The following is a 14,599-nucleotide window of genomic DNA, read 5'->3' on the forward strand; positions in this document are numbered from 1 at the left end:
ACTCCGTTGCGGGCGGGGCTGCGGCAGCGAAGGCTTGCGTCGATGATGAGTTGCGCTCCCACACCGGCATCCATGCGCGACGTGCTCGGCCGATTCTGCACGGGAATTGCCGTGATCACCGCCAGCGACGGAATTCGACCGTACGGTTTCACGTGCCAGTCTGTGACTTCAGTGTCGCTGGATCCGCCGTACATCTCGTTCTGTCCGGCACGGACGTCGAAGACTTGGCCCCTGATCCGCGAGATAGGTGCGCTGTGTGTCAACGTGCTCGCGCACGACCAGGGCCGCCTTTGTACACAATTCGCGGTCAGCGCGGCCGACAAGTTCCTCGGTGTCCGCTGGCGACCGGCGGCCAACGGCGCTCCGCTGATCGAGGGCGCCGTCGCCACCATCGAAGCCAATCTCGAGTTCGAGCACAGCGCCGGCGATCACACCATCGTGGTCGCCCACGTCACGAAATTACGCGCGTCAGATGACCGGCTCCCCTTGCTCTTCTACCGCGGTGGCTACGGCGGTTTGGCGTGAGCATTCACGAGATGCTGGCCGCGTCGGTGCGTCGCCTCATCGACGTCACCATCCGCACAGACGTCTCGGCGGCGACGATCGCCGCGGCCAAACGTGATGTCGATACGGCCACGGCACGGCTGAGCGAGTCGATGCTGCCGGGGTCATTCGGTGTCCAGACCGATTCGGACGGGCGTTCCCGCGCGTTGGGCAACGTCATGATCGGCGCACGCAATCCCGTCGCGCCGCCCTTGGTCATTCACCACAGTGCCGACGGCACCGTGCACACTGACTTCGCCCTCGGCGCAGCATACGAAGGACCACCCGGTCATGTTCACGGCGGCGTCTGTGCCCTGATTCTGGACCACGTGCTTGGTGCCACCGCTCATCGGCCGGGCAAACCCGCCTACACCGGCACGCTCACGCTGCGGTACCTACGCGGCACACCCCTCGGACAATCGCTGCGCGCGGAGGCGCACGTCGACCGGATCGAGGGATCGAAGACATTCGCAATCGGGCATATCGCTGACGAAAACGGCGTCACCGTTCAGGCTGAGGGCGTGTTCATCCATCCGAGAAGGGCGCAGGTTTGACGACCTGGGACGATGAGACCGACGTGATCGTTGCCGGCTCCGGCGGTGGGCTGGTGGGCGCATACACCGCGGCCCGCGAGGGACTGTCGGTCATGGTGCTGGAGGCCAGCGACCAGTTCGGCGGCACCACCGCGTACTCCGGCGGGGGTGGCATGTGGTTCCCGTGCAATCCGGTGCTGCGCCGCGCGGGCAGCGACGACACCCTCGACGACGCGTTCGCGTACTTCCATGCCGCAGTCGGCGACCGCACCCCGATCGAACTGCAACGCGCATACGTCTACGGCGGCGCCGACCTGATCGCCTACCTGGAAGACGACGCCCACTTCGAGTTCGACGTGCTGCCGTGGCCGGACTACTACGGCAAGCTGCCGCACGCGCGCCTCGACGGGATGCGGCACACCGTGTCCAAACCCCTTCGCGCCGAACGCCTCGGCGACCTCGCTGACCGGATCCGCGGCCCGCTGGACCGCGAACGCCTCGGCGCGCCGGCGCCCAAATACCTCAGCGGCGGCCGGGCGCTGATCGGGCGGCTGCTGTCGGCGATCACCTCTTATCCGCACGCCTCGGTGCACCTGAACAGCCCACTGGTCGAGTTGGTGAGCGCCGGCGGCCGCGTCGACGGCGCCGTCGTCTCCCACGACGGCCGCCGCCGCGCGATCCGCGCCCGCCGCGGAGTGCTGCTGGCGACAGGCGGTTTCGAGAACAATCCGGCGTTGCGGGAGCGGTTCGGCGTACCCGGCGACGTCCGGGACACGATGGGCGCGCCCGCCAATCTGGGGCTGGCGCTTCAGGCGGGCATCGCCGCGGGGGCGGCGACGGATCTGATGGACCAGGCGTGGTGGTCCCCGGGATTGCAGCACCCCGACGGACGGTCGGCGTTCGCGCTGTGGTTCACCGGCGGCATCTTCGTCGATCAGGACGGCAGGCGGTTCGTCAACGAATCGGCCCCCTACGACCGGATCGGCAAGGCCATCATCGACCAACTGGCAAGCGGCACAATGTCATTGCCGTTCTGGATGATCTACGACGACCGTGCCGGCGCCGTTCCGCCGGTGCAGGCCACCAACGTGTCGATGGTCGAGCCGCAACGCTACGTCGAGGCGGGGCTGTGGCACACCGCGGACACGCTGGGCGAGCTTGCAGCCAAAATCGGGGTGGACCCCGACAATCTGGTGCGGACGGTGAAGCGGTTCAACGAATTCGTCGCCGCCGGGGTCGATGACGATTTCGGCCGCGGCGACGAGGCTTACGACCGGGCGTTCTCGGGCGGCCTGCCACCGATGGTGCCCATTGACACCGCGCCGTACCACGCCGCCGCGTTCGGGCTGTCCGACCTCGGCACCAAGGGCGGACTGGTCACCGACAGCTGTGCCCGCGTGCTGGACACCAACGGCGACCCGGTCCGCGGCCTGTACGCCGCGGGCAACACCATGGCCGCGGTCAGCGGAACCGTCTATCCCGGCGGCGGCGTCCCGATCGGCGCGTCGATGTTGTTCAGCCACTTGGCCGCACTCGACATGGCAACTGGAATCTGAGAGGAACTGACTATGGCAGCGCTCGCGCGATTCTCGGACCGTCGCGTCCTTGTCACCGGCGGCGGCTCGGGCATCGGGCAGGCGACCGTGCTGCGGATACTCGACGAGGGCGGGCGGGTGGTGGCCGCCGATATCAGCGAGCCCGGACTGAAGGACACCGTCGCCAAGGCGCAGCACCACGGCGACCGACTGAGCACCGTGGTCGTCGACGTCGCCAGCGAGCAGTCCGTCGCCGAGGGGGTCGCCGAGGCGGTGCGGCGACTCGGCGGTCTGGATGCTTTGGTCAACGCGGCCGGCATACTTCGTTCGGCGCATTTCCTCGACACCACCCTGGCCGACTTCGAGCAGGTGCTGCGGATCAACCTCATCGGCACGTTTCTGGTGATCCGCGCCGCGCTGCCCGCCCTGCGGGAAGGCAACGATCCCGCGGTGGTCAACTTCAGCTCGACCTCGGCATCCTTCTCGCATCCGTACATGTCGGCATACGCCGCGTCCAAGGCGGGCGTTCAGGCGATGACGCACGCGTTGGCGCTGGAGTTCGTCAAGGAGCGGATCCGGTTCAATTCGGTTCAGCCGGGCTCGATTTCGTCGGGGATGACCGACGGTACCGGCGAGTCCAAACAGAGCATCGGACCGGGATTGCCTGCCGATGCGGACTTCTCGTTGTTCGGCAAGATCACGCCGCTGCTGCCCCTCGAGGACGGCGGGATGTTCGCCAACCCGGACGCCGTCGCAGCCGTCGTTGCGATGCTGGCCTCGTCGGACGCCTATTTCGTCACCGGAACCGAGGTCCGTGTCGACGGCGGCACCCACATGTAAATTGCTGCCAATGAGCAAACCCTTGCGCGTCATCCAGTGGACCACCGGCAACATCGGACGGCGCTCGCTGCACGCGATCATCGGGCGCGACGACATGGAACTCGTGGGCGTGTACGCGCACGGGGCCGACAAGGTGGGCGTCGACGCCGCCGAGTTGTCCGGTTGGCCGGAGCCCACCGGCATCACCGCCACCAACGACATCGACGCGCTGCTCGCGCTGCGGGCCGACGCGTGCTGTTACAACCCGCTGTGGCCCAACATCGACGAGTTGGCCCGATTGCTCGAATCCGGCGTCAACGTGTGCTCCAGCGCGGCGTGGATCACCGGCGGCAAGCAGTCACCGGAAGACCTGGATCGCATCCGAAAGGCCTGCGAGAAAGGCAATTCCACGATCTTCGGCAGCGGCGCACATCCAGGGATGACCAACCTGGTCGGCATGGTGCTGAGCGGTTCGTGCGAGCGGGTCGACGAGATCCGCATCACCGAGTCGGTCGACTGCTCGACCTATGAATCGGCTGGCACGCAGACGGCGATGGGCTTCTCGCAGGATCCCGACACCCCCGGACTCGCCGAGAGCGTGCGGCGCGAAAGCGAGGTGTTCGCCGAGTCGGCCGCGATGATGGCCGACGCGATCGGCGCCCGACTCGACAGGATGACGTTCGACGTCACCTTCACGGCCGCGACAGGTGACACCGACCTCGGCTTCATGCAGATTCCGGACGGCACCGTGGCCGGCGTGATGGGTTACCACCGCGGGTGGGTCGGTGACCGCAACGTGGTGAGCGTCGGCTTCAACTGGACCATGGGCGACCACGTCACGCCGCCGAAACCGCTGGAGCACGGCCACGTGATCCAGGTGTTCGGGCTGCCCAACATGCGCACCGTGCTGCACTGCCTGCCGCCGAAGGACTGGACCGAACCCGGATTCATGGGACTGGGCATGATCTACACCGCCCTGCCGGTCACCAACGCGGTGCCCGCCGTCGTGGCGGCGCCGCCGGGGATCGTCACGCTCAAGGACCTGCCGCCGGTCGCAGGCCGGTTCGCGGGCTAGCTAAAACCGTTGAACCAGTTTGGCTTTGCCGGGACCATCCAGGTCGTCCAGCGCGGCGCGGCGACCCGCCATCGCCATCAGCACCGCCTCACCGCTGCCCCGCGCCTGGGGCCCCTTGCCGTACGCCCAGTCGACATCGGTGGCGATCAGACGCACCCCCCGAACCCGCGCGGCGCCGAGCAGACGCGGCGCCCACATGGTGAAATCCAATGCGATGCGCAAGGATTCGGCGGGGATGGTGCGCGGGATCCCGAGCGGCCTTCGGATGTCCTGCTGGTGGATCATCCCGTCAGTGAGTGCGATCTTGCCGCCGAAACCCGCCGTCAGCCCCTGCGGCACCGCATATCGGCGCATCAACGCGGTCAACTCGTCCGGTGAGGCGTCCGCATATTCCGCGACCAGGACCGCGTTGGTTCCACCGCGAGTCACCAGTCCCTTGGCCATTCGGCGGAGTAGTTGTCCGCGGCTCAGCGGGTCGTAGCCGATGACGTGCGCGACGACATCACGGACCCGCCAGCGCTCGCACAGCGTCGGGCTGTCCCACTGCTGCGGCGTAAGGTGCTCCAAAAGTGTTGCGAACTCCTCGCGTTCGGCACGTGCCCGCTGCATGACGTCCGACGTCATCGGCGGAACAGGCCGGCATAGCGGCAAAGGTACAGCGGCCAGCCCGCGTCCCCGTCGACGCCTGCGGCCACGGACTGCCAGCCGTCGCCGTGCCGTTCGATGTGCCGGTGTTCCAGTTCGACGCGGGTGCGCTCGTCGGTCTCGGCGATGAACCGGACCTCGACTTCACTGGTCCGGCTCAGGTCGGTCTCCACCTGCCACGTCGGCCCGATGTCCCAGGTGAATACGACGCGGTTCGGCGGTTCGAAGGTGACGATGCGGGCCCACTTGCAAAGGCTGCCGTCCTCGCCGCGGTCGTAGATGTGCCCGCCGACGTGGGGCTCGAACACCGTCTCGGCGATGGGCACGCTCAGCAGGTTGTGCTCGCGCGGCTTGAAGTCACCGAACCTCTCGGTGAACACGCCGAATGCCCGCTCGATCGGGGCGTCGACGACCACGTGATGACGGACGGTCAGCGGCTGCGCTCGAGTCACGATTGGTCTCCTTCCAGACGTTCGACGGTGTGCTTGAAGCCCGCCAGTGCCTGCGCCCAGAACCGGTCGAGGTCGGCCCGCAGCGCCTCCAGCCCGGACGGGTCCAGTTGGTAGACGCGACGCGTGCCGACGGCGTGGTCGCGTACCAGCCCGGCGCATTTCAGCACCTTGAGATGTTGCGATACCGCGGGCCTGCTCACCGGCAGGTGTCTCGCGAGGTCACCGACCGCCATCGGGCCGTGCGCGAGGTGTTCCACGATCGACCGCCTGGTGCGGTCGGCCAGCGCCACCCAGGCGTCGGTCTCTTGGTAAGTGGACACGAACGGTAAGTTACTACTTACCGATGCCGGGCGCAACGGGTCAGAGCGGCGGCGAGTCGATCATGACCAGTTCGGCGAGACCGCTGATGGTCAGTCCGCGCATCAGCACCGAGTTGGCGATGAGACGAATCCGGTCGGCCTGGCTGTACAACACGTTGATGGCTGCGCTGTCGAGATATTCGACCGCGGTCATGTCGACCGTCAACGGCACACCGCCTGCGGCCGCCGCTGCTGCGGAACTCGTCAGCGCCTGTTTGAAAGCGTCGATATTGCTCAGGTCGATTTCGCCTGCGGCCGTGAGGATCGGACTCCCGTCACGCTGGCTGGTGTCGAGGGTGAGTGGCGTCGGCACTATGCGATCCTGGCGGTCAGGTGCACGGTGGTGCCGTCGGCGTCGGAATTGATGGCGACCTCCTCCATGAGGCCACGCATCAGCGCGATGCCTCGTCCGCGTGTCGAATGAGCAACCAGCTCAGGCGTTTTCCACGAGCCGGTGTCGGCGATGGTCAAGTGCACCCGGTCGACCATCGAGGTCGCGTTCATCCGGATGGTGCCGCCGGGACTGTCGCGGTGACCGTGTTCGATCGAGTTCGCGACGGCCTCTCCTGCCGCGACCAGTAGGTCCATGCTCCGGTCCGGAGGCACCTTCGCCTCTGTCAGCCAGCGGCGCAGAGCCGCGCGGGCGGGTGCGAGTTCGCTTGTCTTGGCCGGGAATTCGAGGTCCAGCGGGCCGGGTTGGCGGTAGAGCAGAACCACCACGTCGTCCTGATAGCCCTCACTGGGCGCGACCGCGGACATGATGTGGTTGGCCAGCTCATCCAGCGTCGCGGTCCGGCAGTCGCGAACCACCTCGGCGACGCGGGAGATTCCGGCGTCGACCCCTGCTTTGCGGCGTTCGACGAGCCCGTCGGTGTACAGCAGCAAAGTCGCGTGCGGCGGAATGGTGACGCGGGCTTCGGGGCGCGACCAATTCGGGCGCACCCCAAGGGCAATGGTGTGGCCGTCCTCGAGCATCCGGGTGGTGCCGTCGGATTCGACGATGATCGGCGGCGGGTGCCCGGCGCTGGAGTACACCAATTCACCGGTATCCGGGTCGAGCACCGCGCAGACCACCGTCGTACATCGGGCGCCGGGCAACCGGGCGGCGAAGCGGTCCATTCCCGTCAGTGCGGCGCCCGGGCTCGGATCGCCGAACAGCAGGGCCCGGCAGCCGCTGCGCACCTGCCCCATCACGGTGGCCGCGGCAAGCCCATGGCCGACGCAATCGCCGACGATCAGCGCGATGCGGCCGTCCTCCAGATCGACGATGTCGTACCAGTCACCGCCCACCTGAAGGGGTCGACTGGCCGCCTGATAGCGCGCCGCGAACCCGCCGGGCGGCTGCGCGGGGCCGAGGATGGCGTGCTGCAGGGCCAGCGCGGTCTCGCGCTGCTTGTCGACCTGGTGCACCCGCTGCAGGCCCTGGCCGAGGCGTCCGGCCAACACCGTCAGCAATGTCTGGTCTTCGAGGGTGAACGGGCGTTGCTCGGCCAGGTCGATCCAGACCACCAGCACGCCCTCTGGATGTTGCAGCGCAATGCCGGCGGCCCCCGGCGTCAAGACGTAGGGGCTGAGGTGGTCACCTTCCCTTAGTTGGTCGAGCGTCCGCCGGGTCTGCGCAGGCAAGTCGGCCCAGTTCACGTCTTCGCCGACCGACACGACATGCGGCGTGCCGTCGGAGGTCTCGCCCGGGTTTCGGAACGTGACGGCCAGTACGCGACGGGCCCGCCACAGCCGGCGCAGTTCTTCCGCCGCCGCGTGTACCGCCTCCTCGACGGTGTCGGCCTGGGTGAGTTCCTGGTTCAGCGCATGCTCGCGACCGGCCGCCAGCGCCAGGGCGATCGCCGCATGCCGCGCGAAATCGTTGACCAGGTCCAGGTAGTCGTTGCCGAACGGCGATTGCTGCGGCTGGCGGGCGACGGCGATGACGCCGAGCGCGGTGCCGTCGGCGATCAGCGGGATGACGATCGCCGAGCGCTGCCCGACATCGGTGAACCCCTCGATCGGGTACTCGAAGGAATCCGTGATCAGCGGCAGGCCCCGACGCGCGACACCGCCGGTGGTGGAGCCGTCCATCGGCACCTGCTGGCCGATCACCTGCGAGGAGTACCGGCCCGCTGTCGCGGCGACGACCAGGGTGTCGACCTGGTCCGCGGGCAGGTCGGGCTCCTTGGGCACCAGCAGGATGGCCTGTTCGGCATCGGCCAGTTCGAGCGCCCGATTGACGATGAGTTGCAGTGGCCCGGTCTGCGGATCGCCGGACAGCAGCGCGGTGGTGATCTCGCGACTGGCGCTGGTCCATTTGGCCGCTTCCCGTTCGCGCTGGAAGAGTCGCGCGTTGTCGATGGCCGCCGCCGCGGCGGTCGCCAGGGCCCGCACGGCGCTCTCCTGGGCGTCGGAGAAGGTCCGGCCGGGCCGGTCGTCGGCGAGGTAGAGGGTGCCGAAATCGGCTCCGCGCACCGTGATCGGTATTCCGAGCAGTGCGCGCAGCGGCGGGTTGCCTGCTTCGATATGTGCACTCACGTCGTCGAGGCGCAGGCCGTCGCCCACCTGCAGCTGACCGAGGCGACGAGCGGTCTCGTCGTCGATCCCCGCGTGCACGCCCGCGCTGAGCGAGCCGTCGGCCGCACGGATGCCCAGCACCCCGTAACGGGCACCGGTCAGGTCGATGGCCGCGTTGACGATGCGCTTCAACGTCACATCGAGGTCCAGATCGGAGCCGATCTCGACGATCGCCCGCACCAGTTGCTCCAACTGTTCGCGAGCGGCCCTCAACTCGTCGAGTTGGTCGTGCTCACCGCGGTCGGCCTCGCTGGTCACAAATCTCCATCATCGTTGCTGGGCCCCGGTCGTGCGGGCGATCGCGCTCAAACCGACACCCCGGCCCGCAGGTTATGTACCCACCGGACGGCCTGCCCACCCAGATCTAGTCGGCCAACTCCACCGCGACGCCGACGGCGCCGCCCCCGACGTGGACCGCCAACACCGGGCCCATGTCGGTGACCACCAGCGACTCGAGCTGGGGCAACCGCGTCGTCAGCGCGGCACCGATCTCGTCAGCGGCGTCGTGATTGTCGACGTGGTGTACCGCGACGGCGGCCTGGCGCTGCCCGATAGCCTCCGCGACCCGGTCGACCATCGCGGCGTGCGCCTTGGTGACGGTGCGGATCCGCTGGTCCAGCACGAGACGTCCGTCGACGTCCAGACACAGCAGCGGTTTAAGCGACAACGCGGTGCCCAATCGCGATGCACCCTTGCTGATCCGGCCGCTGCGCCGCAGATTGTCCAGCCGGTGCACGACGACGAACACGTGTCCTCGGGACTGCGCCGAACGGGCGGCGGCTTCAACGGCATCCAGGTCGGCACCGTTGCCTGCCGCGCGTGCCGCCGCCATCGCGACGAAACCAACCCCCATCGCCGCCGACCGCGAGTTGACCACCCGCACCTGCGCACCGAAGTCGCGCGCGGTCTGCACCGCTGAGCTGAACGTAGACGACAGCGCGGCGGAAAGGTGGACGGCCACAACGCCGTCTCCCCCACTGTCGGTCAGCGCCTGCCGGTAGACCTCGGCGAGTTCGGCGGGCGTGGCGCCCGCCGTCGTGACGCGCGGCCGGTCGTGGATGTCATAGGGTACGTCGTCGATGCCGTCACGCAGATCGGTTCCGTCGACCAGGACGTGTAACGGCACCTGCCGGATGTCGAATTGCTTGAGCTCATCTGGCCCCAGGCGGCACGACGAGTCGGTGACGACGATCACGGACATGAGACGCCCGCTTCGGCAAGCGCTTTCACCATCAGCTCGGCAACCCTGCGGTGTGCCTCGAAGTTCCAGTGGATTCCGTCGGGGTTACCGCGGCCGCTCATGACTTCGTCCTCGACGGCGGCCTTGAGGTCTACGAGCGGAATGTCATGCTGCCCGGCCCATTCGGTGATGGCGCGCACCGTTCCCTCGCGGCCGTGGTGCGCCTTGCCGTAGGTGTCGGCGATGTGGACCGAGGGCAGCGACGCGACCACCGGAATACCAGGCCGGTTAAAATCGATTGCGCCGCGGGTCATCTCCAGGTATTCCACCGAGACGTGCGGCGGAAGGGCGGCGCGTGAGATCGGTGACACCCGCGGCTGCGCCCAGCCGTAGCCGTCGCGCACCCACCGCCGCAGCCACGCAGGCCGGATGTAGCGGATCATCTCGCGCAGCGCGGTGGGCAGCGGCGAGGGCAGCGAATCCATGCCGCCGGTCGCGAATATCACCGCACCCGCCCGGGGCAGCGCCGCCCACGCGCGAGGATCCTGGGTGGCCGCCCACCAGACGTCGCGGCAAGTCCAGCCGATCCGCCCGATCACCTCGGCATCCCAACCCAGTTGAGCGGCAACGATATTCGGCCAGATCCGCGGATCGTCGGCGGGCAGACCACCGGTTGGCCCGTAGTAGGACAGCGAATCGCAGAAGACGAGAAGGGTTTTCTGGTCAGAGGACATCGTTGGCGACCTGTGCCGAGGCGTTCCAGACATCGAGTCGCCAGCGGATGTCACGCGCCTCGGCGTCGTTCGCCGAGTGTCCGGACAGCTGCACCCAACTGGCATTACCCATGCCGCCGAGCGCGGGCCAATTGTCGACGGGCAGATCGAGCAGCGCGGCGGTCAACGCGGCAATCAGGCCGCCGTGCGCGACGAGCACCACCGGCCGCTCGGGATCGTCGACACCCCACTCGGTCTGGTCGGCGATCAGTTCGGCCACCAGAGGCATGCTGCGGGCGGCGACGTCGACGCGACTCTCACCACCGTGCGGCGCCCAGCGGGCGTCGTCACGCCACGCCAGCCGCGCGCCGGGGGCCGCGGCGTCGACCTCGAGGTGGGTCATCCCCTGCCAGTCGCCGAGATGCGTTTCGCGCAACCGGGTGTCGACGAGCACCGGCTGTCCGGACCGCTCCCCCAGCGCGACCGCGGTGTCCAACGCGCGGCGCAGGTCCGACGAGATGATCACCAGCGGTTGACGTTTCGCGAGCACTTCGGCGGCGGCCACGGCTTGGTCGCGGCCCAGATCGGACAAGTTGGTGTCGAGCTGGCCCTGCATCCGGCTGGTCGCGTTGTATCCTGTCTGACCGTGCCGCAGCATCACCAGCCGGCGCACCCTCATGACGTCGCGTCCAGATCGACTGGCACCAGCGGACAGTCACGCCACAACCGGTCGAGCGCATAGAAGTCGCGTTCGTCCTGATGCTGGATGTGCACCACGATGTCGACGTAGTCGAGTAGCGTCCATCTTCCTTCGCGGGTGCCTTCGCGACGGGCCGGCTTGTAGCCCGCGAGGCGCATCTTCTCCTCGACCTCGTCGACGATCGCGTTGACCTGACGCTCGTTGGACGCCGAAGCGATGACGAAGCAGTCGGTGATGACCAGTTGACCGGACACGTCGATGACGACGACGTCCTGCCCGAGTTTGGCCGCGGCCGCCCGCGCCGCCACGCTCGCCATCTTCACGGCTTCGTCGGAGGCGCTCACGAGTTTCCGTCCTTCGTCACGGCCGGTTGCCCGGCGTAGAGCTTGCGTTTGGCCACGTATTGCACGACGCCGTCGGGCACCAGGTACCAGATCGGCCTGTCCTCTTCGGCACGCTTGCGACAATCGGTCGACGAGATCGCGAGCGCGGGCACCTCGACCAGGCTCAGCGCGTCGGCGGGCAGTTCGGACAGCGCCGCCGAGATGTGCTTGCCGTCCAGTTCGTACCCCGGCCTGCTGACACCGACGAACTTCGCGATCGAGAACATCTCTTCCCAGTTCTGCCACGACAGGATCGAGGCCAACGCGTCGGCGCCGGTGATGAAGTACAGCTCGGCGTCGGGGTTGAGCGCCCGCAGGTCCCGCAAGGTGTCCTTGGTGTAGGTGGGCCCGCCGCGGTCGATGTCGACCCGGCTCACCGTGAACCGCGGATTGGACGCGGTCGCGATCACCGTCATCAGATAGCGGTCCTCGGCGGCGGTGACCAAGCGATGCGGCTTCTGCCAGGGCTGGCCGGTCGGCACGAACACCACCTCGTCGAGCCCGAACAGGTCGGCCACCTCACTGGCCGCCACGAGGTGGCCGTTGTGGATGGGGTCGAACGTCCCACCCATCACCCCGAGCCGCCGTGAATTCATAAAGAGCCAGCTTACGGGAGCGCTTTGACGCCCACTTCTTGTGCCGAACGTGGGTTACCCGCACGCGTCGAGCGGCTGGAGCGTGACGGTAACCCACGTTCGGCGGGAAATCAGACCGACGAGAGCCGGTGCGAACCCAGCAGTTCGGACACCTCGAACGACGCCCGATCAGCGCGGTAGACGTCGCGGGCGTACTCCACACACCGCCCGGAGGCGTCCTCGGTGCGTCGGGTCAGCAGTGTGCCCGCCGATCCGGCGCGCACGCCGAGCTGCGAGCTGGATGCGTCGTCGAGCACGATCGATTCCAGCACCGCCGTCGAGCGGGCCAGATCGATGCCGTACCGGTTGCGCAGTACCGCCCACAGCGATCCGTCGTCGGAGACGTCGAGGATGCCCGGGGTCAGATCCGCGGGCAGGAACGTGGTCTCCAGGGCGAACGGCACATCGTCGACGGTGCGCAACCGGTGGAACACGTTCACCATCGCGTGCTCGTCGAGCGCAAGGGCCATCCGCACCGCGGGCGTCGGATGTTGATGTTCGGCCCACAACAGGCGGGCGGCGGGCCGGTGGCCGAGACGCGACACCTCTTCGGAGAAGCTGCCGATGTGAAAGCGGACGCGTGGCTCCGCGACGAACGTGCCGCGGGGCGGCTTGCGGTAGACCACCCCTTCGCTTTCCAGCAGCGACAGCGCCTGGCGCGCGGTCATCCGGCTGACCCCGTGTTCTTCGGCCAATTCGCGTTCGGACGGCAACAAGGTATGGGGTCCGAGCTGGTCAGTGGCGATGCGGTCCCGCACCAAGGCGGCGATCGCGATGTAGCGCGGCGTCGCCGGCGGCCCGTTTCGTGCGGCGCGAGGCATGCTTTGCAGCTTAACCGTATCCGCCAACCACCTGGTCTAGGCCACTTGCTTGTAAACACCTTGTGACGGGGTTGACGATGGCGTGGGTCACATCCGATACTACGGTTCAACCACATGGTCTATACCACCGGGAGGGAATGATGACCGGTCCGAATTCGTCGGCGCGAAGCGACGCCGCTGACCTGGCCAAGTTCGGCTACCAAGAAGCCTTGGAGCGGCGCACGGGCAAGTTCGCCTCGTTCGCGGTGGCGTTCGCGTTCGTCTCGATCGCGACGGGCATCTTCACCACGTACGGATCGGTGCTGAACTCGTCGGGCCCGGCGGGCATCTGGACCTGGCCCATCGCCGTCGCCGGCCAACTCGCGGTGGCGTTGGTCCTCGGCGCACTGGCCGCCCGGATCCCGGTGACCGGTTACCACTACCAGTGGATGTCGCGGTTGGCGAACCCGGTGCTGGGCTGGATCCTCGGCTGGATCTCGTTCACGTTCCTGGCGATCGTGGTGGTCGCGGTGGACTACACCATCGCGTCGACGATCCTGCCGGTGCTGCTGAGCTATCAGGGCACCCCGACGATCGCGTGGCTGGTGACCGCACTCGTGCTGTTGATTCAGGCGTCTCTGGTGGCGCTGTCGACGCCCTGGGCGGAGCGCGTGAACAACACGTTCGTCTCCCTCGAACTTATCGGGATGGTGGCGCTGACGGTGCTGCTCCTCGTCGTCGCGGCGGTGCGCGGCGATATGGACTTCTCGAATCTGTCCAGCAAGGGCGCCGTGCCTGCCGAGGGCTACTGGAGCTTCGGCGGTCTGACCACCGCGGGCCCGTGGATGCTCGGCTTCTTGCTCGGCGCCTTCACGATCGTGGGTTTCGAGTCCGCGGCGAATCTGGCCGAGGAGACCAACGATCCGGAACGCGTTGTGCCGCGGGCGATGTGGCAGGCCGTGCTGGCGTCGGGTGTGCTTGGCTTCTTCTTCATCCTGGCCGTCACGCTGGCCGCGGGTGATCCCGTCGAATTGGCGAAGTCGGGCACGCCGATCGCCGACGTCATCGAGAAGACGTTGGGATCGGCCGTCTCGACGCTGTTACTACTGATGGTGGTGTTGGCCATTTTCGCGTGCGGGCTGGTCATCATGATCACCGGCGTGCGGCTCACCTGGGCGATGTCGCGAGACCAACGCTTCCCCGGCTGGCAGCAGTGGAACCAGATCTCGTCGAAGTTCCGCACGCCGCTGAAGGCCACTCTGCTGTATGTCGTTCTGGCCGAATTGATCCTGGCGGTCTTCTCGCAGTCGGAGACGGCGTTGTTCACCTTGTTCGGCGCGGCCACGCTGCTGCCCGCCGTGATGTACGCATCGACGGTGGCGCTGTATTTGATCAAGCGCAAGTCGCTGCCGGTCAGCGATAAGTTCAATCTCGGCGCCTGGGAGATCCCGGTGCTCGTGGTGGCGGTCGTGTGGCTGGTGTTCGAACTCGCGCTGTTCCGGGACGCGAGTTTCAAGCAGGCGTGGGCGTACGTCATCGTGATGGTGGTCATCGGCGCGATCTATCTCGGGTATCTGTTGGTCAGCCGAGGCAGGAAGGGGCTGTCGATGCCGGATATGCATTCGATCGACGCCGAACTCGAGGCGCAGGCCGCAAAGGATTGAC

General features: G+C 67.5%; 17 protein-coding genes. 6 read left to right on the forward strand and 11 right to left on the reverse strand.

Annotated features, from left to right (window positions below; translation table 11 throughout):
* The first annotated feature begins 42 nt into the window (after positions 1 to 42).
* Genes C1A30_RS07315 through C1A30_RS07335 form a run of 5 tightly spaced genes read left to right on the forward strand, consistent with a single transcriptional unit; the run spans position 43 to position 4,505 of the window.
* Positions 43 to 525, forward strand: coding sequence for a flavin reductase family protein (locus C1A30_RS07315; RefSeq protein WP_101947493.1), 483 nt, complete (start codon positions 43 to 45; stop codon positions 523 to 525).
* 11 nt (positions 526 to 536) lie between these two features.
* Entirely contained in the window at positions 537 to 1,097 is a 561-nt protein-coding gene (locus tag C1A30_RS07320; RefSeq protein WP_101947717.1) for a PaaI family thioesterase, read from the forward strand.
* Positions 1,094 to 2,632 carry an FAD-binding protein gene (locus C1A30_RS07325; protein WP_101947494.1) on the forward strand — a complete coding sequence of 513 codons (1,539 nt, stop codon included), beginning with the start codon at positions 1,094 to 1,096 and terminating at the stop codon, positions 2,630 to 2,632. Before C1A30_RS07320 ends, C1A30_RS07325 begins: the two co-directional genes overlap by 4 nt.
* Before the next feature lie 12 nt (positions 2,633 to 2,644).
* A complete protein-coding gene (locus C1A30_RS07330) occupies positions 2,645 to 3,451 on the forward strand; it encodes an SDR family NAD(P)-dependent oxidoreductase (RefSeq protein ID WP_101947495.1) in 807 nt (268 codons plus the stop codon).
* Between the two features lie 10 nt (positions 3,452 to 3,461).
* On the forward strand, positions 3,462 to 4,505 hold the full coding sequence (locus tag C1A30_RS07335; RefSeq protein ID WP_101947496.1) for a dihydrodipicolinate reductase: 1,044 nt from the start codon (positions 3,462 to 3,464) through the stop codon (positions 4,503 to 4,505).
* On the opposite strand, the gene C1A30_RS07340 is transcribed toward C1A30_RS07335, so the two are convergent.
* The 11 genes from C1A30_RS07340 to C1A30_RS07390 form a co-directional block, all read right to left on the reverse strand.
* Positions 4,506 to 5,129 (reverse strand): maleylpyruvate isomerase family mycothiol-dependent enzyme, encoded by a 624-nt coding sequence (locus tag C1A30_RS07340; RefSeq protein WP_235009679.1) that lies wholly within the window; start codon positions 5,127 to 5,129, stop codon positions 4,506 to 4,508.
* Positions 5,126 to 5,602 carry an SRPBCC family protein gene (locus C1A30_RS07345; protein ID WP_101947497.1) on the reverse strand — a complete coding sequence of 159 codons (477 nt, stop codon included), beginning with the start codon at positions 5,600 to 5,602 and terminating at the stop codon, positions 5,126 to 5,128. The genes C1A30_RS07340 and C1A30_RS07345 overlap by 4 nt, the downstream gene beginning before the upstream one ends.
* Positions 5,599 to 5,922 carry a helix-turn-helix transcriptional regulator gene (locus C1A30_RS07350; protein WP_101947498.1) on the reverse strand — a complete coding sequence of 108 codons (324 nt, stop codon included), beginning with the start codon at positions 5,920 to 5,922 and terminating at the stop codon, positions 5,599 to 5,601. The genes C1A30_RS07345 and C1A30_RS07350 overlap by 4 nt, the downstream gene beginning before the upstream one ends.
* Before the next feature lie 40 nt (positions 5,923 to 5,962).
* On the reverse strand, positions 5,963 to 6,274 hold the full coding sequence (locus C1A30_RS07355) for an STAS domain-containing protein (RefSeq protein WP_101947499.1): 312 nt from the start codon (positions 6,272 to 6,274) through the stop codon (positions 5,963 to 5,965).
* Complete coding sequence (locus C1A30_RS07360) at positions 6,274 to 8,781, reverse strand: SpoIIE family protein phosphatase (RefSeq protein WP_101947500.1); 2,508 nt, start codon at positions 8,779 to 8,781, stop codon at positions 6,274 to 6,276. The genes C1A30_RS07355 and C1A30_RS07360 overlap by 1 nt, the downstream gene beginning before the upstream one ends.
* 106 nt (positions 8,782 to 8,887) lie before the next feature.
* A complete protein-coding gene (locus C1A30_RS07365; RefSeq protein WP_101947501.1) occupies positions 8,888 to 9,724 on the reverse strand; it encodes a DegV family protein in 837 nt (278 codons plus the stop codon).
* Positions 9,715 to 10,437, reverse strand: coding sequence for a diglucosylglycerate octanoyltransferase (gene octT, locus C1A30_RS07370; protein ID WP_101947502.1), 723 nt, complete (start codon positions 10,435 to 10,437; stop codon positions 9,715 to 9,717). Before octT ends, C1A30_RS07365 begins: the two co-directional genes overlap by 10 nt.
* The gene (gpgP, locus tag C1A30_RS07375; RefSeq protein ID WP_101947503.1) at positions 10,427 to 11,095 is read right to left on the reverse strand and encodes a glucosyl-3-phosphoglycerate phosphatase; all 669 of its coding nucleotides are present in this window, start codon (positions 11,093 to 11,095) and stop codon (positions 10,427 to 10,429) included. Before gpgP ends, octT begins: the two co-directional genes overlap by 11 nt.
* Complete coding sequence (rsfS, locus tag C1A30_RS07380; protein WP_101947504.1) at positions 11,092 to 11,460, reverse strand: ribosome silencing factor; 369 nt, start codon at positions 11,458 to 11,460, stop codon at positions 11,092 to 11,094. Before rsfS ends, gpgP begins: the two co-directional genes overlap by 4 nt.
* Positions 11,457 to 12,095: a nicotinate-nucleotide adenylyltransferase gene (gene nadD, locus C1A30_RS07385; protein ID WP_101947505.1), complete on the reverse strand. Its 639-nt coding sequence runs from the start codon at positions 12,093 to 12,095 to the stop codon at positions 11,457 to 11,459. The genes rsfS and nadD overlap by 4 nt, the downstream gene beginning before the upstream one ends.
* A 110-nt stretch (positions 12,096 to 12,205) precedes the next feature.
* Positions 12,206 to 12,955, reverse strand: a complete 750-nt coding sequence (locus C1A30_RS07390) for a GntR family transcriptional regulator (protein WP_101947506.1) — start codon at positions 12,953 to 12,955, stop codon at positions 12,206 to 12,208.
* 140 nt (positions 12,956 to 13,095) lie between these two features.
* Here C1A30_RS07390 and C1A30_RS07395 point away from each other — a divergent pair, with 140 nt between their 5' ends.
* On the forward strand, positions 13,096 to 14,598 hold the full coding sequence (locus C1A30_RS07395; RefSeq protein ID WP_101947719.1) for an amino acid permease: 1,503 nt from the start codon (positions 13,096 to 13,098) through the stop codon (positions 14,596 to 14,598).
* Position 14,599 lies beyond the last annotated feature (1 nt).

Origin of the sequence: Mycobacterium sp. 3519A, from assembly GCF_900240945.1 — a bacterium.
Lineage (GTDB): Bacteria > Actinomycetota > Actinomycetes > Mycobacteriales > Mycobacteriaceae > Mycobacterium.